At 55.7% G+C, this 23,672-nt stretch carries 12 protein-coding genes; 7 read left to right on the plus strand and 5 right to left on the minus strand.

The features are described from left to right. Window positions 1-26 precede the first annotated feature (26 nt). Complete coding sequence (locus tag C5Y96_RS14750; protein WP_105354725.1) at window positions 27-8,264, minus strand: tetratricopeptide repeat protein; 8,238 nt, start codon at window positions 8,262-8,264, stop codon at window positions 27-29. A gap of 316 nt (window positions 8,265-8,580) precedes the next feature. Between C5Y96_RS14750 and C5Y96_RS14755 the strand changes: the two genes are divergently transcribed. The 3 genes from C5Y96_RS14755 (at window position 8,581) to C5Y96_RS14765 (ending at window position 13,523) form a co-directional block, all read left to right on the plus strand. Beyond that, a complete protein-coding gene (locus C5Y96_RS14755; protein ID WP_158261245.1) occupies window positions 8,581-10,371 on the plus strand; it encodes an alpha/beta hydrolase in 1,791 nt (596 codons plus the stop codon). A 452-nt stretch (window positions 10,372-10,823) separates the two neighbouring features. After that, window positions 10,824-12,887: an ATP-dependent zinc metalloprotease FtsH gene (gene ftsH, locus C5Y96_RS14760; RefSeq protein ID WP_105354729.1), complete on the plus strand. Its 2,064-nt coding sequence runs from the start codon at window positions 10,824-10,826 to the stop codon at window positions 12,885-12,887. A gap of 141 nt (window positions 12,888-13,028) precedes the next feature. Then, window positions 13,029-13,523 carry a hypothetical protein gene (locus tag C5Y96_RS14765; RefSeq protein ID WP_105354731.1) on the plus strand — a complete coding sequence of 165 codons (495 nt, stop codon included), beginning with the start codon at window positions 13,029-13,031 and terminating at the stop codon, window positions 13,521-13,523. Between the two features lie 8 nt (window positions 13,524-13,531). On the opposite strand, the gene C5Y96_RS14770 is transcribed toward C5Y96_RS14765, so the two are convergent. Beyond that, a complete protein-coding gene (locus C5Y96_RS14770) occupies window positions 13,532-13,933 on the minus strand; it encodes a response regulator (RefSeq protein ID WP_105354733.1) in 402 nt (133 codons plus the stop codon). Window positions 13,934-14,398: 465 nt separating this feature from the next. On the opposite strand from C5Y96_RS14770, the gene C5Y96_RS14775 reads away from it, so the two are divergent. From C5Y96_RS14775 to C5Y96_RS14790, 4 genes are all read left to right on the plus strand, one after another. Next, window positions 14,399-15,244, plus strand: a complete 846-nt coding sequence (locus C5Y96_RS14775; RefSeq protein ID WP_233198972.1) for a succinate dehydrogenase cytochrome b558 subunit — start codon at window positions 14,399-14,401, stop codon at window positions 15,242-15,244. A gap of 79 nt (window positions 15,245-15,323) precedes the next feature. Further along, entirely contained in the window at window positions 15,324-17,303 is a 1,980-nt protein-coding gene (gene sdhA, locus C5Y96_RS14780; RefSeq protein ID WP_105354737.1) for a succinate dehydrogenase flavoprotein subunit, read from the plus strand. 83 nt (window positions 17,304-17,386) lie between these two features. Next, entirely contained in the window at window positions 17,387-18,244 is an 858-nt protein-coding gene (sdhB, locus tag C5Y96_RS14785; protein WP_105354739.1) for a succinate dehydrogenase iron-sulfur subunit, read from the plus strand. Between the two features lie 124 nt (window positions 18,245-18,368). Then, entirely contained in the window at window positions 18,369-19,172 is an 804-nt protein-coding gene (locus tag C5Y96_RS14790; RefSeq protein ID WP_105354741.1) for an SDR family NAD(P)-dependent oxidoreductase, read from the plus strand. Here C5Y96_RS14790 and C5Y96_RS14795 read toward each other — a convergent pair. The 3 genes from C5Y96_RS14795 to fusA all read right to left on the minus strand — a co-directional run bounded on the left by C5Y96_RS14795 (window position 19,169) and on the right by fusA (window position 23,596). Then, complete coding sequence (locus C5Y96_RS14795) at window positions 19,169-19,951, minus strand: alpha/beta fold hydrolase (RefSeq protein ID WP_105354877.1); 783 nt, start codon at window positions 19,949-19,951, stop codon at window positions 19,169-19,171. The genes C5Y96_RS14790 and C5Y96_RS14795 overlap by 4 nt on opposite strands. Before the next feature lie 105 nt (window positions 19,952-20,056). Beyond that, entirely contained in the window at window positions 20,057-21,211 is a 1,155-nt protein-coding gene (locus C5Y96_RS14800) for an LLM class flavin-dependent oxidoreductase (protein WP_105354743.1), read from the minus strand. Between the two features lie 291 nt (window positions 21,212-21,502). Further along, a complete protein-coding gene (fusA, locus tag C5Y96_RS14805; RefSeq protein ID WP_105354746.1) occupies window positions 21,503-23,596 on the minus strand; it encodes an elongation factor G in 2,094 nt (697 codons plus the stop codon). Window positions 23,597-23,672 lie beyond the last annotated feature (76 nt).

Below are 23,672 nucleotides of genomic sequence, written 5' to 3' on the forward strand. Positions count from 1 at the left end.
CGGAGCAGTGCCACCTGCTGTGCCATTTAGAACTTGAAGTTCTTGATGCCTCCCTTGACGTCGTTGCGATAGAACCGATCCAGGTTGCGGCGTTGCTCTTGCTGAATGACGCCATTGCCCGATTGAATCCCTTCGAGCAATTCCTGTTTGGCATCCATCTGAGGCATGGGGACCTGCTCGCCTTGTTGTACGCCCTGCTCGACTTGCCAGGTGCTACGACGATTCAGTTCCTCTTGTGTGAGGGCCAGGTCGGTCGTCCCGCGGAAGAACGCATACTCTCCCTTTTCGGCCTGAGCGATCACCGTGCTGCGGCCTCGAATGCCATCGCCGATGAAGATCCCCCGTAGATCGGTATCGCCGGAAACGAAATCGGAGTTGTTCGTGCCGATCACCTTGACGTGTACGTCGTCGACGTAGGTGTCCTTTAGCTTGTTTTTAACCGTAACGCGAACACGTCCCGACACTTGATCTTCGTTGACGTCCAGCTTTAAAGGACTGATCAGTACCAGCCCGCTGGCGTGCAGGTTGTCTGCCCGGGCAACGATCAGGTACGCACCTTCTTCTTTCAATGGAAGCGGCACGTCCTTCTCCTTATCCTGGTAGTCTTTACCATCCCCCAACGCGATGGTCGTTTCGTGTAGCGGCTGAATACCGGCCAGGTTGATCGTGGTGATCTTCTGCAAATTGCGTTGCAATAGGCCAAACTTCATCAGGTCGATGCGATAGACCTTGATTTCGCAGTCTTTCACGTTGCGATAATCGAGGGTGAGGTGAACCTTTTCATCCGGTAGGAAGCTGGTTACTTCTTCCAGCGAAATTGCTTGCCGCGTGAAGTAATTGATTGCCTGAGCCGCATCGACGAAGCGATCTTTCACTTCCGTGTAGTTGGCAATCGCCTTGGCGGCCTGATTCAGCGAATGATGAATCTGCCCCATGATGTAGATGGCTCTCCAGCGATTCTGGGCGGCAACGCTGTTGGAGTTCTGCTGCGATGCTGGCACGCTCTGGGCGACCTTGTCCGACATCTCTAATGCCTGTTCCGGTTGGCTCAGGGCGAAGTGGCAGAACGCCGTCAGATACCAGTAACTGCTCAAGTAATCACTCTTGGGATATCGATCCGTAAACTTCTTGCATAGCTTGATCGTTTGATCGTACTGCTCGAGTTCCGTCATGCCTGATGCCAACGCAAATGCGGCTTCATCCGCGGAAGGATCTTCGGGATGCGTAGTCAGGAACTGCTCGAGCATCTGCAGCGATTTCTTCAGGAAGTGAACCTTGGTCAGTTTCAGGTTCTTGGCTTCACGCGATGCCGCGGCTTGGGCCGCATTGCCATACACGTCGGTTGCCAACGCATACTCGGCAATCGCTGTGTACGATTCCTGAGGCGAGTTCTTAAGCAGGTCTTCCATCACCTTGATGCTGCGGATGACTTCTCCTTGATCGACCAGGAAGCCGGCCACCTGGCTTTCGACCATGAAGTTAGCTTCGACAGTCGCTCGGAAGACGAGGTAGCTTCGTTCGTATTCACCCAATTCATTATAGGCGTCGCCAACTTTCAGTAGCTTGGCGAAAGGGATTTGTTCGTCCGGGAACTTCTCGATCAGCAGTTCGAAGAATTTAACCGCTTCCGCCGAGTGGTTGGCTTGAAGGTGGATGTCGAACAGCATTTTGGTCGTCTCGCGGAATGGATTATTATCGAGCGACCAGTTGCTGAATAACTCTGTCAAATGACCTTCGGCACCGGCGAAATCTCCCTTCTCGAACTTGCGACGTCCCAGTTCAAACAGTTCCTGGGGCGTAAGTCGATACTTGTCGCTACTTTCCTCACCGTTGGCGAGAACCTTCAGCGACTTCGACTCTCCCACGGCCAGGCTTTCCGGGCGGTAGACGTCCTGGGCCAGTGTGGGGCCGGTGTAGAAGTTGCCAGGCTGAATGCCGACCAGTTCGTAGTTGAGGTGACGCGATCCACGGCTTGGGCCGAGGTAAAACAAGATGTAGCCTGGGTGGATCTCATAGCGTTCAAAGCTTCCGCTGATTGAACTCGGATCGACTGTTGCCCCGGCCGGAATAGGCTCGGTGACGACCAGGTACTCCATCTGTTGTTCTTCTTCGTCATTTCGTACGTTGCTGCGATAAATGCTCACGTGGACCTGGCCACGTTCGCCGGATGGCAGTTCGGTCAAATCATTTCGGAACGATTGATAGCTTCCACTGACCACTCCGAAACCGCGAGGAATCTCTTCGCCATCAAAGCGTAGTGGTGCTGGGTCGTAATAACGACGCACATACCAGCGAGACGTATTCGACTTCAGCTTGTCTAGCGGCACATCGGCCGACAGTTCACAGCGGTACGTGAACTCACCACGCCCGGTTAACTGGAAGCGAACAGTCTCTTGCTTGTCTCGCTTCAGAAAATCGGCAGGAATCTCGACCGATTGGGTGAGACTCTTCGCATCGATCTTCAGGGTCTTCACTGCCTGGTCATTGACCAGGATCGCTAGTTGATACTCGTCGGCGGCCAAGGTCTGACCCGATGTCCAACCACAAACGGCCATCATCGCAGGTCCCGTCGCTTTGTCGGGTAGCCAGCGATGACCATTGCGTAAGTGGAGAACTTCCTGGGCAACCTTTGTCATCTCTGGCGACTTTGGCTGGGTTGCCAGAACGCACAAAGCATATAAGGCCTTGGACTCGACGTCCGAACTGTTCCAACCGGCGATTCCCTGCTGACCAATCTTGGTTTTGACCAGGTCGGTCAACTCGCGAGCCGTATCGTTGCGGTTCATCTCTGCAAAGGTAAGCGCCAAGTATGCACAACCGGAAGCGGTCAACGACGGGCGATTGCGATGTAATTGATTGGCTAGTGAGAAGTCGCCAGCGTCCGCAATCGTCAACGCATGTAGCAGGGTCGCCTTGCTGTCGTAGTCGCCCACCGGTAGTTTCGGAATCTCGTTCTTCAGGGCATAGACCGACTTCTGGATGAGATCGGTGTCAATGCGATGGCCAGCCTTGCGGGCAGCGGCCAATGCCCAAAGGGCCCGAGCCGTCGAGTAACGGTTCGTGGCCGATTGAGAACCGCTCCAGCTAAAACCGCCGTTGTCGTTTTGCATGACGATTAATGAAGCAATTGCCGCATCGACTTTGGATTTAACTGAATCGAGCGAAGGTCCGCCTTGGTCGGGGCTTTGCTTCAGTAAGTTCTCCAGAGCGATGCCGGCGAGGATATCGCTTGTCAGGGTGTCGATTGGTGTCGCAGCGATGGTTCCACAGCGATAAAGCGGCACGACCGGAGGATCCAGCACGCTAATCAGATCAGACCGCACGTTGGGGCCGATCACGATATGGAGCATCGGGTTTTCCCACGGCATGCCTTCGGGGTACTTAACAACGGCAGTCATGTCACTTGAGGCCTGACCGGCTGCCGAGCGGACAATGCGATAGCTACGCAAGCGAATGGGCACCGATTGACGCTGCACATCGGCCATGTCGCCAGAGCGGACTTCCAGACGAAATTCGGCCACGGCCGGATCAGCACTCTTCACCGAAGCCGGATCGATCTCAAGTGGTATGAGGAGATCGTATTCAGTTTCCTCCTTGAATTCGATCGTTTTCTTTTGCGTAACTTTCTTCTCGCCAATGCTGATTTCCAGAGCTAGTTCGACCTTGGCTGGTTTACCATTGGTCTTGAAGACACGCACCGGAATCTTGATCGAATCGCCACTTTGCAGTGCCATTGGCAAGGTCAGATCAGCAAACAGCGGCTTGGCGACGGTCAGTTCCGCTTCCGTTTCGCCGGCCAAGGTTTCGACGGTAATTCCCTTGGATAGCATTTTCCAGGTCGTCGAATTGGGGGGCAGTGTAATCTCGACACTCGCCAGCCCTTTCTCATTGGTAACGAGGTTGGGAGCCCAGAATGCCGTTTCCTGAGGCGGTAGGCCTGGCAGCAAGAGGTCTCCATTTTTGGCGGCTTCGTCGACCAAAGCGAATAGAAAATCAGGGTTCGCGACTCCGCCATCCGCTACCTGAATGGCTCGATTCGAATAGCGTCCTTGGGCATCGAGAACCTGCACGCCGAGATTGGCATTCCCCTGAGAATCAAAATACCAACTACGTTCCTGGAATGTCGACATGTCGTCCCAGCGAACGTCTTTGGCTCCCCAGCCAAGCTGTTGCTCGCCGAGTTGGAAGTCGTACAGCTCTCGCTGACCAGCAACGACCTTCTTGCCTGCTAGTAGCTCTTTCTCGGTGATGGAGGCACGTGCACGTAGTCGTTGCGACTGCGGTTGGGCTGCCGCTTGTAGTTCGGACATAGGCGGGGGGGCATTCGGCTGGGCGTACCCAGGTCGTCCCATCATACCGCCAAATCCACCGCCGCCACCAAATCCGCCCCCGTAGCCACCCATGCCTGAGGTGTTGGCATTCGAACCGTAATCATCGGCATTGGCATCGGATGGGGCTGCACCGAAGGGGTCGTTCGCTACACCGTCAAAGTCACGGCTGTTTGCTCGACTGAAGTCACTTAGTTCGAGACGAATTTCCTCGGCCGCTTCCAGACGTTCTTCTTCGGCCAATAGCTGTTCGTCGATCTCTTCCGTTGTCGGCTGATAATGGAAGTCGATGCTGGAGGTTGCCCGCATCGCGAAGACACGGGGATTGCCTTGCCAGAAGTCGCTTGGCTTGGTCCAGTTCGGCGGGAACTGGTCTAACAGGCTCTTCTCCACCAGGGCCAGGCTCACTTCGGCCGGAAGCGGATTTCCCAACGCATCGGTCGTCTTGAGCTCAGCTTTCACCGTGTCGCCTGGTTGGGCATTCTTCGGCAACTTCAGCTCGATCCGCAGGTCTCGTTCAACCTCAAAGACGCTGTCTGCCGTATGGAAACGAATCGGGGACTCGGTATCTTCCAGCTTGACGTTCTTCTTCACGTCGGTCATCGCCGCGATTGCCAGCTGAAAGTTGGGGGCTAAGAACGTATCGACATCAAACTTCAACGCATTCTTGCCTGATTTGAGTTCCACCAGGCGATAGTCGAGGATCTTCGAACCCTCAAACGTCACCAAAGCCATCGTCGGTTCCCCACGCCAGTGTACGTCAACCGAAGCCTTTTCGCCTGACTTGAGCAGGTGCCGGTCTGCCAGGATATGCAAACGAATCCGGTCGTTCTCGTCCGAGATATTCACCGATGTCTGGGCAGAGATATCGTGTTTGAAGCGATCGACGCCTGTGAAACGAAGGATATAGTTGCCACCCTTTTCAAGTGTCAACGTCTGTCGGGCTTCCCCTTTGGCGTTGGACTTGAGCTCATCCTTCGATACGAGAACCTCCTGTGCCTGCCCTGGCCCGTCGCTGGCTAGTCGCATCACGGAAAGAGTCAGATCGGTTTCCAGGGGCTCCCCTTCCAGGTCTTTTACGCTGGCGGAAACATCAAACGATTCACCACTCAAATAGGTATCGCGAACGATCGAAGCGTTGATCGTGAAGCCCACGGACGAAATAAAGACACTCTTCGCCGTCGAAGCATTCTCGCTGGGCATCCGGGCTTGAATCTGTACCACCTTGGAATCTCGCAGGTCGCGCGTCGGCAACTCGAATTCGACCTGCCCCTTGTTATTGGTCTGGGCATCGATTTGCTTGCCATCCAGGAAGTACTGTAAATTGCGATTGATAACCGGATCCCCATGATAGTACTTCGCGGTGATCGTTCCTTTGACGACCTCACCGCGATAATAAACGTCTTCTTCGGTTTCGATTTCGAGGAAGATTCGCGGTAGTTGGAATTCGGCGACCTGGAAGTTGCCGTAGTAGGCTTCTTCCTTGTTCTTGCTCGACTTCATCACCACCTGATACGAGCCAACCGGCGACTGGGCCGGCAACAGCAAGTGCCCGCCTGCTGAACCAAAGTTAGAAAGTTTGACCTCGCGATACAGCAGCGAACGCCCGCGTGGATCGAGCACTTCCAGTTGGTAGGTTTCTCCTGAGGGAACGGTATAGCGATCATCTTTCACATGGCGAATAATGCCGCGGACATGCACCAGCTGGCCAGGACGATACGCAGGGCGATCGGTATAAAGGTAGCCGCGTCGCTCGAGTCCCCGAGCTACATCGAGTCCGCTTAGGTTCACGATGTTCGCGGCTGAATGCCCCTCGATGACACCCAGCACCCGGATATCGCCGGAGCCGTGAAGCTCGTCACGACTCGCTCGATAGACACCATCCTCACCGGTCGTCGCTTCGGCGAAGACTTCGCTGCCGTTGGACATCAACAGACGAACATTCCCCCACGGCTTGCCCGTCTTCATGTTCTGGGCGTAGACGAACACCTCGTCGCGTGAGCTTTTGACGATCATGTCCAAGTCGCTCTGTAGCACGACTGTGGTGGCTTCTTTCGTGGCTCCGGTAACGGTGACGGCAACCACGCCGGCTTCCGCTACCTTATCCCCATCTTTGTCACCAGGCAGCGGGATGGGAATTTCGACGTCATGTGTGTCGAGACGGTACTTCTCGTATTTGGGTACCTCAAAGGTAAAGCTCTTGGCCGGGTCGATCAGAGCGATGTCGAGGCTCTCGATACCACCGGTGGTTTGCATCTTCCGGAAATAAGTTTCGAGATCAATTGGATAGATCTGTACGGTTACCTTTTCCAGGTTCCGTGTTTTCAGTTGAATCGAAGGCTTCTGATTCGAGCGAAATTTGCGGAGCGTCGCGAGTTCCAGTTGCTCGCCGGTTAGTCGTGTGATGCGCTCTTGGGCTTGCGATGCGAAAGGTGTTCCGGCGAGCTCTTTGTAAAGCTCGATCGATTCGGCAAGCTTCCCTAACTTCTGTTCGGTCGTCAGCGCGATGTGGTATTTCGCTTGAGCCGCGATCTGCGACCCGGGGAACTTACTGGCCAATTGCTGCCATGAAGAGATCGCTTCGGCCCAGTTTTCCTGCCGATGGAAGCTCTCTCCGATTTGAAACTGGATCTGCTGCGAACGCGAGTCGACCGGGTATTTCACCAGGAATTCTCGCCAGAGCTTGCGAGCCTCGTCATACTGCTTTTCGGAGTAGGCAAACTCGGCCTTCTGATACTGGGTGTTGATAATACGCTGCTGGGCCTCGCTCCACTTCGAGTGGGTCGGATGCTTCGAGAGGTATTCACTCCAGGCGGCAATCGCTTCGTCAAACTTGTTCTGCTGAGCATAGATAGCACCCAACAGAAATCGGGCTTCGGCATAGGCATCGGTGCTGGCAAATTGTTCGATCTTCAAAAATGACTGCAGCGCCTGAACGGCGTCATCGCCACGTCCGCGACTCGAGAATGCCCGGGCAAGTTGGAAGTGAGCCTCGGGAACGCTTTCATGCTCCGGGTAGTTGGCCAAATACTCTTCCAGGGCCGCGACTCCGAGTTCCAGGTCTTGCTCGGAGGGGGGATTGGGAAAGCTATACGTTTCGGCGAGACGAAATGCTGCCTTGGGCAGGAGCGGGGAGTCTTCCCCTTCGTGCAGGGCCAGCAGGTCTTCCCAGGTCTTCCGTGCTGCTGCCTGTTGTCCTGCGTGCAGGTAAAGGTCCCCTAGTTCGTAGCGGGCAATCAGCTTGATCGGCAGATCAGTACTGTTGGAAACCAAATTCGCATAGACATTGATTGCATCTCCCTGACGCCCCAGATGATTCTGGCTGCGAGCGATCTGAAGGTTGATTTTGTCCCGCGTCTTGGGTTTGGGGCCAACTTCCAGGGCCTTCTGATAGAACTGCAACGCCTTGGTGTATTCGTTGTTGTCCTTAGTTTCTTCACCGCACTCGTAGGCAACGCTTGCCAGGTTCAGGTAGATTTCCGCGACTTCTTCCTTGCGATCGAGCGAGAGAAGGTAGCGAGCCTGTTCGCGGTAGGCTGCTTCCGCACTGCGATAGTCCCCCCGCCGTGCATGAGCGATACCTATGGCGAATTTGGCTTTGCGCGACCATTTTGCGTCCGGGAACCGCTTCAGCTGCTCTTCAAACACCTTTACGGCTTCTTCGTATTTACCAGCGAAATGCAGGGCTCGCCCCTTGAGGTAAAGCAGTTGCTCCTTGTCCCCTCCATCTTTCGCCAGATCGGCGTCGATCAGCTGAATCGCTTCGTCGTATTTGCGATCTTGTAAGGCATCGCGAATAGGGGTTGGTGCCAGGACGTAAAGTGTGTTATCGACACTGGTTGCATCCTCGATGTCGCCTTCGGCAGCCGTCGCGATGAGAGGAAGGCAAACAGCAAAGACGAAACTCCACGCCAGCGGTCGAAATAGCGGCAACATCAGAGAGTCCCCGGGGCTAAAGGATAGAAGAGTGTCGCGACTAGGTTCGTTATCTCAGACATAGACGAATTGGGCCAGGAAATGGTTTTTGGTGCTTTCAACATTCCTTGTGCCTGGTTGTCTACTTCATTTTTAGGTCATAAGTGACCAACTGGCAATGTTTTAGCGAGATCTTCTCAGTCGCTTTTCAGCGGATGTAACCCTACGGGAAGTCTAGAAAATCGATCTTTTGTCCGTCCCCTTACGCCGTTAAGATTCACCCCCACTCTGACCAGACGGGGGTCTGGATGCATGGATGCGAATAAAGGTTTGGACCATGTCCAATAACGTGAAGTACGCTACGAACTCGCCATCAAATTCTCGCTACTGGGAAATGGTCTCGCTGAGCCTTTTCCTTTTGGCCATCTTCTTGGGATGTGCCCAGGACAAAGGAGAGCAAGAGGTCGCTTCCGTCGACCCGAACGATGCTCCCTACGCGGAGAGTGCTGCTCCTGTTGATGACGCTCCTGCAGAGCCTGTACTGATCCCCCAGCAACCAAAGTTGGCACCCGATGTGGCTACGCCTCAGATGGTTCCCCAGAGCAGCCAGGGGGAATTCTATCCTGACGGATCGAAATCGGCTTCCCAGCCGCAATATGCTCCCAGAAGCTTTGCCCCTGAGGCCCCTGCCACGTCCCCCAATCTTCAACGGAGCTCTGCTCCGAAGATGAGCCAGTACTCGCAGCCTCAGGCGATGCCGATGGAAGTGCAGCAGCCACAGGCCATGGAAGCTCCGCAGGCCGAGCCCCGCATGATGCAGGCACCGGCCGAGATGCAACCCATGTCCGCCGAACCGCAGCCTGAAGCCGTTCAAGTAGAAGAAGCAATTGAAGAACCATTTGATGTCGTAGAAGTGTTTTACGGTACCGACCGGGCACCGATGGTTTGGCCCGGAGGCGTTTTACCTCACAAGTTCCATGCGTTGTTGCCAGCAATCACTTGCGTGATCCTTGGAATCGCGGTCGCCCTGCTGTTCACAAAGTTCAAGCAGTACATCATTGCGGGACTGACCATGGTGGTTGCCGCCAGCGGAGCGGTTGTCGTTGGGCAGGAAGGTTGGATTCAGTACCACAAGTACGACCGATTTCTCTCGAATGACTCGGTCGTTTACGGTAAAGAGCAAGGGGAACTGCAGTTGGGGACGTGTAAGGTCAGTATTCCCAAATCGCATCAGGCAGGACAGCTCGAATCTCCTTCGGTCGTTCATTGGGAATTCAAGGAGAAGCCTGAAGACCATGTCATGTTGATGGAAGTGAAGTCGAAAGAGGAGCAAGAATTCTTCGACATGCTCAAGGTGCGCGTCGAAGAGTCGCCCGGTCGTGATCTCTTGATCTTCATTCACGGCTACAACGTTACCTTCGAGGACGCGGCTCGGCGTACGGCCCAGATCACCCACGACTTGGACTTTAAAGGGGCCCCGGTCTTCTTTAGCTGGCCTTCGCAAGGGGAACTACTTGGGTACGTTACCGATCGAGGCAATTCGTTCTGGACTGCGTCGCATCTGAAGGAATTCCTGTTGAAAGTGCATCAGCATAGCGGTGCCCAGTCGGTGCATCTGATCGCCCATAGCATGGGGAACCGCGCGTTTGGTGCCGCCGTGGAATCGCTGGCACAGGACCTCGAGCAGAATCAAAAGATCTTCAACGAAGTCATTTTGGCCGCTCCGGATGTCGATGCACGTGTTTTTCAAGAGAAGATCGCGCCAAGCCTGACCGGCCTGGCCCAGCACGTGACGCTATACGCTTCGCAAAACGACGTGGCCCTGATGGCCTCTCGCGCCGTCAACGGTTATCCCCGTGCCGGCGACGTCGGAGCGAATATCCTGATTCTTAACGGCATCGATACGATCGACGTGACGAAGATCGATACCAGTTTGATGGGGCATGCTTATTACGGCGACAACACGACCGTGATTAGTGATATTTACGCGTTGATGCAGAATGCCCGCATGCCGATACAGCGTCAGTGGCTGCGAGATATCTCCAGCCCAGGCGGCATGTATTGGTACTTCGATCCGCAGTACAACAATTCGGTAACGCGAACGCCAGCCAGCCCTCCTCTGCGGTAGTTGGCGGGGCAAAAGCAAGGGCCAGAAACGTAATGGGCAATACGCCTTTGGCCCTCACAGTGGCCGCCCCTGCGAGCAATTGGGCAGTTGCACCGTAGGAATTAGGGAAGTGTCCCTTCTGAGTTAAACGGGAAATCGATTACGTTCTTGCCACGTTCGACTTTACGAACGATTGTCGACTTCTTGTTATATGCCGCGGGAAGTGGCTCTTTGACGACCGCATTGTCGTAGTCTGGCTATCGCGCCAGGACCATCTCTTCGTAGCGGGGATCGTCCGAACGGTCCTCAAAACCGGAGCAACCCGCATCTTCCGGTCAAGAGCTCGCAGCTTGTCTTGTTTTGGCCGTTGGCGAAGATAGTCGTAGTGACATGCCCGGTATACTATGAAATTCCCACTAGGCAGCGCGAGTCGCCAGGCAGCCCGAAAAACTTCATAACCCAAGCGGAAGTCAATGGATAACAACGACGAATCTCCCAAACGGCGGGGCGATAAAGGAAGTTCCGGCAACTTGTGGTACATCTTGGTGGCCGGGGCCGTCGTGTTCCTGGTTGCGATGTATTTACTACAGTCGGGCTCCGAGGAACTCGCTCAGCCCGATCTGGAGAAGCTGATCGCTTCCGTCGACGATAAGCCTGCCGAAGGTGTCGAGCCGGGCGTAACCGTCAAGCGAAAAGACAGCGACGGCAAAGTTTCCAGTATCCGCTACTCAAATTTGCGAAATGTTGAAATCGGTCCCGGCTCGGTTATCGCCACCGTCGATCGGTACAACATGGACAGTAAAGACCCGAGCAAGGCCAAGACCGACGGGCAGAAGATTGTGACTTACTTAGTCCGGAGCGAAAACGCCGCCGGCAAGATTCAATCGATGCTCGATCAGGCAGGCTTCACCGACTACAAGGCGACCGGGCCTCCTAACTTCTTTGAAATCTACGGCGGTCCGCTGCTGATGATTGGCCTGGGGATCGCGTTCTGCTACTTCATGATTCGCCGGATCGGCGGGACAGGCAGTGCGATCGCCTTCGGTCGCAGTCGCGGCAAGCTGCACATGCAAGACGACCTGAATATCAGCTTTGAAGATGTTGCCGGCATCGAAGAAGCGGTGGATGAAGTGAAGGAAATCGTCGACTTCCTCCGCTCGCCAGAGAAGTATCAGGAACTCGGCGGCCGCATTCCGAAAGGGGTACTGCTGGTTGGCCCTCCTGGAACAGGTAAAACGCTGCTGGCCAAGGCCATCGCCGGCGAGGCTGGCGTCTCGTTCTTCAGCATGAGTGGTAGCGACTTTGTAGAAATGTTTGTCGGCGTGGGTGCGGCCCGCGTACGTGATCTGTTCCAGCAAGCCGCCGCGAAAAGCCCCTGCATCATCTTCATCGACGAGCTCGACGCCCTGGGGAAGGCCCGCGGCGGCGGTATTGTGGGTGGACATGACGAACGCGAGCAAACGCTCAACGCATTGCTGGTCGAGATGGATGGTTTCGAGGCCAATGCCGGAATCATCATCATCGCCGCGACCAATCGTCCGGAAATGCTCGACCCTGCCCTGCTCCGCCCTGGTCGTTTCGATCGCCAGGTGTTGGTCGATCGACCCGATGCAGGCGGTCGCGAAGATATCCTCCGAGTTCATGTTCGCAGCGTGAAGCTCGATGATACGGTCAACCTGAAAAGCGTTGCCGCGATTACGACCGGCTTTTCCGGTGCGGACCTGGCCAACCTGGTCAACGAGGCTGCCCTGCTGGCGGCTCGTAAAGGGAAAGCGGCCGTTGGGATGGAAGAGTTCGACGAAGGGGTCGAACGCGTCACGGCGGGTCTCGAAAAGAAGCAACGTGTGATGCACGAAGACGAAAAGCTTCGTGTCGCCTATCACGAAAGCGGTCACGCCCTGGTGGCGTACTGTCTGCCTAATACCGATCCTGTGCACAAGGTTTCGATCATTCCTCGCGGCCTGGCGGCCTTGGGTTACACGATGCAGCGTCCAACGGAAGACCGCTTCCTGATGACGCAAAGTGAATTGGAAAGCCGCATTCAGGTGCTGCTGGCCGGAACGCTGGCCGAGGAAATGATCTACCAAGAGATCTCGACTGGTGCCCAGAACGACCTGGAACGAGCCACTGAGATCGCCCGCAGCATGGTAACCGACTACGGCATGAGCCGCTTAGGCAGGGTCAATTTCCGCGCCAGCGGTCGTTCGGCCTTCATTCCTGAGCAGTCGGAAGAGCGAGCCCGGTCGCACAGCGAAGAAACCTATCGCGAGATCGACCTGGAAATCAAACGCATCATCGACGAACTGCTCAAACGCACTAAAGAGATGATGGAAGACCGTCGCTCCGCGCTGGTTGCCCTGACGGAACGTTTGATGGAACTCGAAGTGGTTGATGCCGAAGAGTTGAAACGCGTGATCGAAGAAACCTCCGACGGCCCACGCATTGTGCCAGGTACCGAAGTCAAGCGGCACGGTACGCCGAAAGAGATCAACTCCGACGACATTCCACCAGCAGGTGCGGTCGATCAAGGAACCTAACAAACGTTGGTTCAAAAGAAGTGATCAAAAGAAAAAGCCAAGGCAGTAGTCCTTGGCTTTTTCTTTGTGTATGGTCAGACCCAGCGATTGTTTTCTTATCGACATTGTTCTTGTTTTGTCGCAAGTTCTCGGAGGTATGCCATGTGGAGGGTGTTTGGAGCCGTTGCGACTATATTCTTCGGAGCGGCAGTTACCTATTGGCAGATGAATCCTGGACCAACTCCCCCCTACGATACTTGGTCCATTTCAGACGAAGAAGCGCTGGACGTTGCAGAGGCAATACTGCGATATCAGATCGAGAACGAGGTTTCAGGACGTAAGGCCAAAAGGGGGCAGTGGCTGTTTATGGTCTTCGGTGACGTACCCTCGGCCGAGTTTACTGCCCGGTTCCACGAATTTCCGCAAGTCATTAAATCGTATAGCGAAGTCGATCCGGGTGGTGATACCGTTATCTTCATGGTCAAGTCGGCCAAACGATTTGACGATACGACGATCCTGGCAATCGGCAAAGTCTATGGTGGGAATGACTCGCAGGATAAACCACTTATTGGCTTAGCTGGAGATGAAGATCTAAATGGATACCGAGTCGAACAGAATGATGGAGTCTGGGAAGTTGCCGCGGTGATAAGCAGTTAGCTGGTGACTTACCGCCCTGCTTCGTACCAGGGGTAATGACTGGCCATCGCATCTTTCACCACGCCGGTCACAATCTGGATGCTCACCGGCTTCTCGAGCAAGGAGAAAACCTCCACGCTTTCGGCCTGGGTGGCGATTGTCTGGTCGAGGCCGCCGGTCAGAAGAATGTATGGGATGTTGATTCCCAGGCTGCGACAGGCCGTAATCGATTCGAGACCCGTTCGCTCAGGCATATGGAAATCGAATAGCGCGACGTGAACCGTAGTTCCCTGGGCTACGTGAATTGCCTCGTCACCGTTAGCTGCCAGGATTGGCTCAAACCCACGACGCGCAAACACCTCGGCCATCGTCTCGCGGAAGGCGCGATCGTCGTCGGTGATCAGCATGATGGGATGTTCAGAATTTCGCATGGCTCAAAATCGCGACACACGCGTAACGTGTTGGCAGGACAAAAGCTTCGACGCATCAACATGCAAATGTAGTTCCCATTTTTTGCCATAAAGCCTGACAGGTGCAATACCGATCGATCGGATGCGGTAAATACGAGAGAAATCGGGTTTTTCAGGCCGTTTTCGTGTTCTTCAGATGAAGGTTTCCTGCCTGTCCCCTGCCAATATGACATGAACTTCAAAGAAAGTTGCCCACTTTATCAGCAATGTTGATGGTAATTGCGATTTTCGGTCACTTAATGCAGGGGTACTTATAACTAAGTCGTGATTCCGCTATAACTTGTGACATGCGAGCGGCCCCTTTCGATGGATGGTCGGAGTAGCGGCCGAAGGGCGCTGATTGCGTCAAAAAGCGATCTGAAGACAACACTTGTAAGCGAGATTTTGCCCCTACCAGCACGATCTCGATTTCGGAAAGGGTCTGTGGTGAGCTCGGCACCTAGTTTTTTACAACGCAACGAGTTCCTGTTGCGTCGCCTGCATTCTTTAACCGGCCTGATTCCTATCGGAGCCTACATGGTGGTTCACCTTTCGGTGAATGCCAGTGTGTTCGGCTCGCCGCGATTGTTTCAGCGGTTGGTGTTCCACATTCACTCTCTGGGGCCACTGCTGCCACTGGTCGAATGGGCACTCATCTTTCTGCCGATCATATTCCACGCCGTGTACGGTTTGATCATCACGAAAGATGGCAATCCCAACACGCAAAGCTACCCCTATAACAGCAACTTCCGCTACACGATGCAGCGGGCAACAGGGCTGATTGCATTCCTGTTTATTGCCTGGCACGTGTTCCATATGCATGGCTGGATTCACGCCGAATTCTGGGTGAACAACATTGCTCATCCGCTGTTTGGTGCCCAGTTCTCGCCGTACAACGCGGCAAGTAGCGGTGCTGAGGCGATGCAGGCCTCGATCATCGTGCCAATCCTGTACGCCATCGGCGTGTTGGCGGCTACGTTCCACTTCACCAATGGCCTGTTCACGTTTGGCATTACCTGGGGCCTTTGGATCAGTGCCAAAGCTCAAGAGAAAGCCAAGATGGCGGCTAACGTGCTGTTCGTGCTGTTGGCCGTCGTCGGTATGACTTCCATTGTTGGGCTGTACTCGATGAGCCAAGAGAAGATCGCGGAAGTCCGAGTCGAAGAAGACAAGGCTTACGAACTGCTGGTCGAAACAGGCGACGTTATGCCCAGCGATCACAAGCATTCCAAAGAGTCGAAATACTACCACGCGGAAGAAGACGACGCCGCCCAGGCCGAGTCGAAGCGTTAAAGCCACGCGACTCCTTTCGGGTAAGCCGTTAGGGGGTAACGCCGCCAATTGAAAACCCAAGAGCCAAAGGTGGACGGGAATGGCAGAGAAGCGAGTTCTAGTTGTCGGTGGTGGTTTGGCCGGTCTGGCTGCCACCATGAAGCTGGCCGAATTGGGCATCAAGGTCGACTTGATGAGCCTTACGCCGGTCAAACGCTCGCACAGTGTGTGTGCTCAGGGGGGCATCAACAGCGTCAACGATGCCACGCGCCAACTGGGTGACGACGAATACAAGCACTTCGACGATACCGTCTACGGTGGTGACTTCCTCAACCACCAGCCGCCGGTTTACGAGATGGCCATGTGGGCCCCGAAGGTGATCGACCTGATGGATCGCCTGGGCGTTCCGTTCAATCGAACGACCGAAGGTTTCATCGATCGTCGTCGTTTCGGCGGTACACTCTACAAGCGAACGGCCTTTGCCGGTGCAACCACCGGCCAGCAGCTGCTTTACGCGCTCGACGAACAGGTTCGCCGCTGGGAAGTGGAAGGCCTGGTCAAGAAGTACGAGATGTGGGACTTCCTGGGCCCGGTTCTCAACGACGATGGTAAGTGCGTCGGGGCGGTCGCTCAAGATCTCTACAGCATGGAGATTCGCTCGTTCAAGGCCGACGCCGTCGTCGTCGCCACGGGTGGCTGCGGTTTGATCTACGGCCGCAGCACAATGAGCATGACCTGTAACGGTTCGGCGGCTAGCCGCTGTGTTCAGGCGGGGGCCAAGTACGGCAACGGCGAATGCATCCAGGTCCATCCGACCGCCATTCCAGGTGCCGATAAGCTACGTCTGATGAGCGAATCGGCTCGTGGTGAAGGGGGACGCGTTTGGGTTCCTCGTACGCCTCACGACCCGCGTGCTCCGAAGGACATTCCTGAATCGGAACGTTACTACTTCCTGGAAGAACGCTATCCGGAATACGGTAACCTGGTTCCTCGCGACATCGCCACGCGCGAGATCTTCGACGTCTGCGTGAACGGTGGACTCAGTGTCGAAACCGATCGCCAATGCGTTTACCTAGACCTGACGCATATCGAAGCAAGCGAACTCAATCGTAAGCTGGGGGGGATTCTCGATATCTACCGCAAGTTCCAAGGTGTCGATCCGTGCTACACGCCGATGCGTATTTTCCCGGCGGTTCACTACAGCATGGGTGGCTTGTGGACCGATTACGCGAAGAAGGAAAGTGGCGGTTTGGTTGCCGGTTCGCCGATCAATCAACAGACGAACATTCCGAACCTGTACGCCATCGGCGAAGTCGATTACCACTACCACGGTGCCAACCGTCTGGGTGCGAACTCGCTGTTGTCCTGCATCTTCTCGGGGCTGTTCTTGGCACCTGGTCTGGAAACCTTGCTCGGCAGCATGGGCCCAGGCACCTCAGCCGCCGATCAGCCAGCTTCACTGTACGAAGCCGCCGTGAAGAAGCACCAGGATCGCCACAACACGTTGCTCAAGCAGAAGGGGAGCGAAAACCCTTACCTGATTCACCAGGAACTGGGCAACCTGATGACCAACATCGCCACGGTCGTGCGACAGAACTCGCAACTCAAAGAGGGTATCGGCAAGCTGGCCGACCTGAAGGAGCGAGCTTGGAAGTGTGCCCTGAGCGACACCGGCAACTGGTCGAACCAGAACGTGTTGTTCACCAAGGCCCTGCAGGATATGTTCCCGATCGCCGAAGCGATCCTCAAAGGAGCATTGCAGCGTGACGAATGCCGTGGCGCTCACTACAAACCTGAGTTTGAACTACCTGGCCTCACCGCGACCGATCCTGCCGAGCACCGCCGTCAGGCCGAACAGTGGTGCGACAAGTTTGAAGCGAACATCGAAAAGTTCCTCAAGAGCACCATCGCTACCTACGATGGGAAAGACGTCACCATTTCGTACGAGGATGTCGATACCAGCATCGAGCCGCCGCGGCCTCGCCTGTATGGCCTCGTCGGAGCGGAACAGATCAGTGAAGTTTGGAAGGAACGGAAAGCTCAGAAGAAAGCAGCCGCCCAGGCCGCTGCCGCCAACTAGCTTCCCCCTTCGGATGTGTAAGAGATTGCCTGACTTCGGCCAGGCGTACGGCACAGAAAACGAGAACCTGAAAAGCTAAGAATATGATTGCCCATTCGCAAAATAAGCCCAAAACGTTCTACGTGAAAGTCCTTCGCCAGGATGGACCGGGGAAACCAAGCTATTGGCAGCGGTTCGAGCTCGATTACGAAGCGGAGCTGAATGTCATCAGCGTGCTGCAGAAGATCGCCGCCAAGGCGAAGACTTCCAACGGCGAGAAGACCACGCCCGTTTGCTGGGATTGCGGCTGCTTGGAAGAAGTTTGCGGTGCTTGCACGATGGTAATCAACGGCAAGGTTCGCCAGTCGTGCTCGTGCCTGGTCGATAAGCTGCTGGAAGATAGCAACGAAATCGAATTGCGTCCGATGACCAAGTTCCCGGTTGTGCGTGACTTGTTCGTCGACCGCAGCCGCATGTTCAATGCCCTGAAGAAGGTCAAAGGTTGGATTCCTGCCGACGGCTACTACGACCTGGGCCCCGGCCCGAAGCAGTCGCGTGCCAACCAGGAAATGGCCTACCCGCTGAGCGAATGCATGACCTGCGGTTGCTGCGTGGAAGCTTGCCCACAGTACTCCAAGATCGAACTGCTGCCTCATTCCGGCGAGTCGAGCGGCGACTTCGAGCAACGTAAGCTCGATGCCTACAGCCACGGGTTTGTTGGCCCCGCTGCGATCAGCCAGGTAGTGCTATTCAACCTGCACCCGACCGGCAAGATGATGGCCAGCGAACGCCTTGATGCGTTGACCGAAGAAGGGGGCATCCAGATTTGCGGTAACGCTCAGAACTGCGTGGCTGTCTGTCCGAAGAAGATCCCACTGACGATGAGCATCGGCAAGATCGGACGCGACACGACGTTCAACACGCTCCGCAAGTGGTTTGATCGTCCCGCCAGCAAGCACTAAGGGAATTCTGCCGGTCCCCTCGCCGCTACGGGGAGAGGGCTAGGGTGAGGGGGCGAAGAGCGTGCCCGGTTCCCATCTCTCACCTTTGGGAAGCAAGAGGGGACGGGACACGAGACCGCCGCGCATGACTGACGCTTCCAATACTCTAAGATTCAACGGCAAGGTTGCCCTGATCACCGGGGCCAGCGATCGCGGTATTGGCGGAGCGATCGTCGAGCGTCTCTCGAAGGAAGGGGCCTCGATCGTCGTCGCGAATCGCCACGAGCCCAAACGCGTGCTCAAGCGTCTCGAGCGGCAAGGCACGTCGTTTCTCTACCAAGACTGCGATGTCACCAGCGACGAGCAGATCGCCGATCTGAAGACCGCCGCCCAGGAGAAGTTCGGCAAGGTCGACTACCTGATCAATAACGCCGGGATCGAGCTGTGCCAGAACCTGGAAGACTACGCCGAAGGGCAGTGGCAACAACTGCTTGATATCAATCTGAACGGTGCGATTCGCATGACGCGGGCCTTCCTGCCGCTATTGCCATCGCCAGGGGGTGTCATCCTGAACGTAGCCTCGGCGCTGGGATTAGGCGGGTGCGTGGGCTTCTCGGTCTATAGCGCCAGCAAGGCAGGCCTTACCGGCTTCACCCAGTCACTGGCCTGGGAACTGGGCCCGAAGAAGATCCGCGTTGTCGCCGTCGCCCCTGGTATTGTCACCACACCGATGGCCATGCGTTTCGCCGAAGAGTGCGAAACTCGTGAGGAAGTCGAACAGCTACGCCAGGATATCGAAGCCTGTCATCCGCTGGGCGTTGGTGTACCGCACGACGTAGCCAACGCCGTCGCGTTTCTCGTCTCGGAAGAAGCGAGCTGGATCACCGGCGTCACGCTACCGCTAGGCTGGGCCCCGCACTACGACCTGCCGATGCATCGGTATGTTTAAGTTGAACCCAAGAAATCCAACGCAATCGCTGCGGCTTCGTCGGTCTTCTCGTAGGGGACCATATGCCCGCATTCTTCCAGAACGGTCAGCTTGGCGTTGGGCAAGTGCTGCGTGTAGTACTCGCCGTGGGCCAATGGGATGAGCTTGTCATGACGGCCCCAGATCACTTGCACGGGGCTGTCCAGGCGATGCAGATGACCTGCCAGTTTGGGATCGTGCAGGTAGGGGTTCCAGCCGACGCGGGCCGTTGCCTCGCGGGCACGTAGCCACATGAGGATGCGTGGATCGTTGGTATCGGCTGGGAAGTAGTCGATCGCTTGCTTACTGCTGGGATCGAAGAAGAGGAGTTCGCGGAGCTTGTCGAAGCTGTCGATGAACAGTTCTTCCATCGGCGAGCCGTCCACGTGCAGACCGGCCGCGGCGATCATCACCATTGGGCCGATCAGATTGGGTCGAATCAGTTTCACTTCCGCCGCCGTCCAGGCACCCAGCGAGTAGCTGACAACCGGAACGTTCTCCAGGTTCAGTTCACCCAAGAGGTCGACGTAGTGCCAGGCCAGATCGTGGATGTCGTCGATGTGGTCCAGCCCTTCACTGAGGGCGAAGCCTGGGTGAGCTGGTAGGTAAACGGTGTACTTCTCGGCCAGCTTGTGATGAAACGCGATCGGTTCGGTCTCGCCCCCGGCCGAGTGGAGGTAAAGCAGCGGAGGGCCTTCACCCAGGATTGTGAGCTGCGTCTTCTTGCCGGCGATGTTGAGGGTTTTGTTTTCGATTTTCATGGATCGCGTTTTGCGCGGGGTTTTGTTGATGGATAGCCTGTGCATTGTTCGCCCCTCTCCCTAACCCGCTCCCCTGAGGGGCGAGGGAACAGGAAAGGAGATGCGTTAGCTTGTCAGGGCGGCGTTCATTTCTTCGCGGAGGCCGGGCATCACCTTTTCGGCGAAGAGCTTCATGCTCTTGCAGGTCATGTCGTGCGGCAGCGTGCCGAGTTGGAACAAGCCGAGCAGGTTGCCCACGCCCAGCTTCTTGATGCGTTCGGATAGCTTCTGGCGAACGGTATCGGGGCTGCCGACGATCGCGTAGCCCCCTGCTTCGATGTCGTTGCGTGTCTCGCAGGTGCTCATGAACTGCTGCAGGCCCTTCTGAATGCCTGCGATCGATCGAGCCGAGGTGTAGCCAGGCGGGAAGACGACCAGCCCTTTGAGGAGCTTCTTCACGAAGTACCAGAGATGAGCTTCGTACTCGGCCCAGGCCTGTTCGTCTGTCTCGGCGCAGTAGATCGGCAGCAGCCAGCCGAGTTGTTCTGGATCGGCCGTATAGTCGCACTTCTCGCATTCGTCGCGGAACATATCGAAGTTGCGTTGGAAGAAGTCCATATGGAAGTAAGGGATGCCCATGTAGGCGAAGCGACGCTGGGCCACGAACTGAATCGTTTCGCGGCTGCCTGCTCCGGGGATCCAGATCGGCGGATGAGGCTGCTGGATCGGTCGCGGCCAGGGGTTTACATACTTCAGCTTCCAATGCTTTCCGTAGTGCTCGAACGGCCCTGGTTCGGTCCAGGCTCGAATGATCAAGTCGAATGCTTCGCGGTACATCTCGCGGGCGAAAGTGGGATTCTTCGAGAAGCTGTAGTATTCAGGACCGCCGCCGACAACCAGGCCTGCGATCAAGCGACCGCCGCTGATGCAGTCGATCATCGAGAACTCTTCGGCGCAGCGGGTTGGTGGATCGTAGAAGGGGATCGCATTCCCGACGACGGCTATTTTGCAGTTCTTGGTCTGCCGGGCCAGGATCGAGGCCATCAGGTTTGGGCTGGGCATCGTGCCGTAGGCATTCTGATGATGCTCGTTGACGCATACACCGTCGAAGCCCAACTGGTCGGCGAGAACCAGTTGATCGAGATAGTTGTTGTACAGTTCGCCACCATGCACTGGGTCGAAGATCTCGTTCGGGAGCCAGGTCCAGGCAGTGTCGTACTTTTCGGCGAAGTCGTCCGGAAGTCGGTCCCAGGGCATCAAATGGAAGGCGAAGAATTTCATGCGTGATTCTCTTGTCCCCTCGCCCCTATGGGGAGAGGGTTAGGGTGAGGGGCTGAAGCGAGTACCAGGTTCGCCCCCTCATCCTATCCCTCTCCCCCCGAAGACGGTGGAGAGGGACCAGATGAAAGAGCTTTTTCATTGCCCCAATAGGTTTCTAATAAAGTCGCCAAAATGCGCATCTGTGGCAACCCGAGAAGTTGGTTTCTCTTGCCCATAGGCGCAAAAAAACACCCCAGAGAGGTGTAAGACCTAGCCGGGGTGTTTCGTATGTCAAAACAGCGGAAGTAATACTTACTTCGCCATTTCCAATTCTTTGCGGCGTTCGGCAACCACTTCTTCCTGGATGTGGGAAGGAGTGGGCTTGTAGCTGCCCAGTTCCATGCTGAACGTGCCTTGACCTTGGGTCATGCTACGAAGTTCCGTGGCGTAACCGAACATGGCAGCCAATGGAATTTCGGCGCTGATGACTGTGGTGTCACCGTTCATGTCGGTCTGGTTGACCATGCCGCGGCGAACGATGATATCGCCGGTGACAGGACCCTGGAACGCTTCTGGAATTTCGACTTCCACGTTCATGATTGGCTCCAGCAAGGTTGGCTTCATCTTCATGAAGTTCTCGCGGAAGCAGCCTTGGGCGGCAATCTTGAACGCCATTTCGGACGAGTCGACGTCGTGATACGAACCGTCGTTCAGGATGACCTTTACGCCCACCACAGGGAACTCAGCCAGAGGACCCTTGCTCATGCAGTCTTCAAAGCCACGTTGAACGGCTGGGATGTATTCCTTCGGAATGCGGCCCTGGCTGATCTTGTCTTCAAAGACGAAGTTTTCGGCACCTTCGGTGTCTTGTGGAATCGGTTCGATGCTACCCACGATGTGAGCGAACTGACCGGAACCACCCGTCTGCTTCTTGTGCTTGTAGTTGTACTCGACCGGTTGAGTTGGGCTTTCGCGGTACGAAACCTTCGGTGGGCCGGTGACGACTTCCACCTTGTATTCGCGGCGAATACGCTCAACGTAAACGTCCAGGTGCAACTCACCCATGCCCGCGATGATCGTTTCGTTCGTCTCGGGATCGGTGAACACGTGGAAGGTTGGGTCTTCCTTACGGAAACGCTGCAAAGCCTTGCTCAGCTTGTCACTGTCGTCGCGGCTCTTTGGTGCGACCGAGATCTTGATAACCGGAATCGGCACGAAGATATTTTCCAGCGAGCAGAACTCACGGTCCTTGGCATACGTATCACCGGAAGCACAGTCAATACCGGTCACGGCAACAATGTCACCGGCACCAGCGGAATCGATTTCTTCACGCTTGTTCGAGTGCATTCGCACAATACGGGCAAAGCGTTCGGTCTTACCGGTACGTTGGTTCACGTAAGGCTGACCCTTCTCGATCGAACCTTGGTAAATCCGCATGAAGGTCAACTGACCGTAAGGATCTTCGACGATCTTGAACGCCATGCCGACAAACGGAGCCTTAGGATCACAAGCCAGCGGAACCTTTTCGTCCGATTCCTTAAAGGTGTTGGCGGAGTACTTCACTTCCAGTGGCGACGGCAGATAACGCACGATCGCGTCCAGAAGGGTCTGTACGCCCTTGTTCTTGAAGGCGGTACCCATGAAGACCGGGGTGATCTGCAGACCGACGACGGCGTCGTGGGTGGTCTTGTAGATCAGGTCGTTGGGGACTTCTTCTTCGGACAGCAGCAGTTCCATGATCTCGTCGCTGTAGTTCGACAACGCTTCGAGCATGTCGTGACGAGCTTCTTGGGCCTTGTCTTGCAGGTCGGCCGGAATGGCTTCCTTGCGGACCTTTTCGCCCTGGTCGCCGTCGTAGTAGATGGCTTCCATTTCGATCAGGTCGACCACGCCTTGGAAGTTATCTTCCTTGCCGATCGGAATCTGGTAAGCGATCGCATCAACGCCCAGCTTGTCGCGCATCTGCTTGATGACGCTATCGGGGTTGGCACCGGTGCGGTCCATCTTGTTGATGAACGCCAGGCGCGGAACCTTGTAACGCTTCATCTGGCGGTCCACGGTGAGCGACTGAGCCTGAACACCACCGACCGAGCAGAGAACGAGGATCGCACCATCGAGCACGCGGAGCGAGCGTTCCACTTCCACGGTAAAGTCAACGTGGCCCGGTGTGTCGATCAGGTTGATCGGGTGACTATTCCAAGAGACGCTGGTTGCGGCCGAGGTAATGGTGATACCACGTTCCTTTTCCAGTTCCATATGGTCCATGGTCGCGCCATCGCCACCACCGCGGACTTCTTCGATTTTGTGGATACGTCCACTGTAAAACAGAATGCGTTCGCTCAGCGTCGTTTTACCGGAGTCGATATGAGCCGAAATACCGATGTTTCGTAGTTTCTTCAGGTCCATAATGTCACGATTGAAATGAAAAACAGGTGTAAGGGTGTGAAAGGATTCGGGGCGTCTCGGTGGGTATAAGGAGAGA

Source organism: Blastopirellula marina (genome assembly GCF_002967715.1).
Taxonomy (GTDB): domain Bacteria; phylum Planctomycetota; class Planctomycetia; order Pirellulales; family Pirellulaceae; genus Bremerella; species Bremerella marina_B.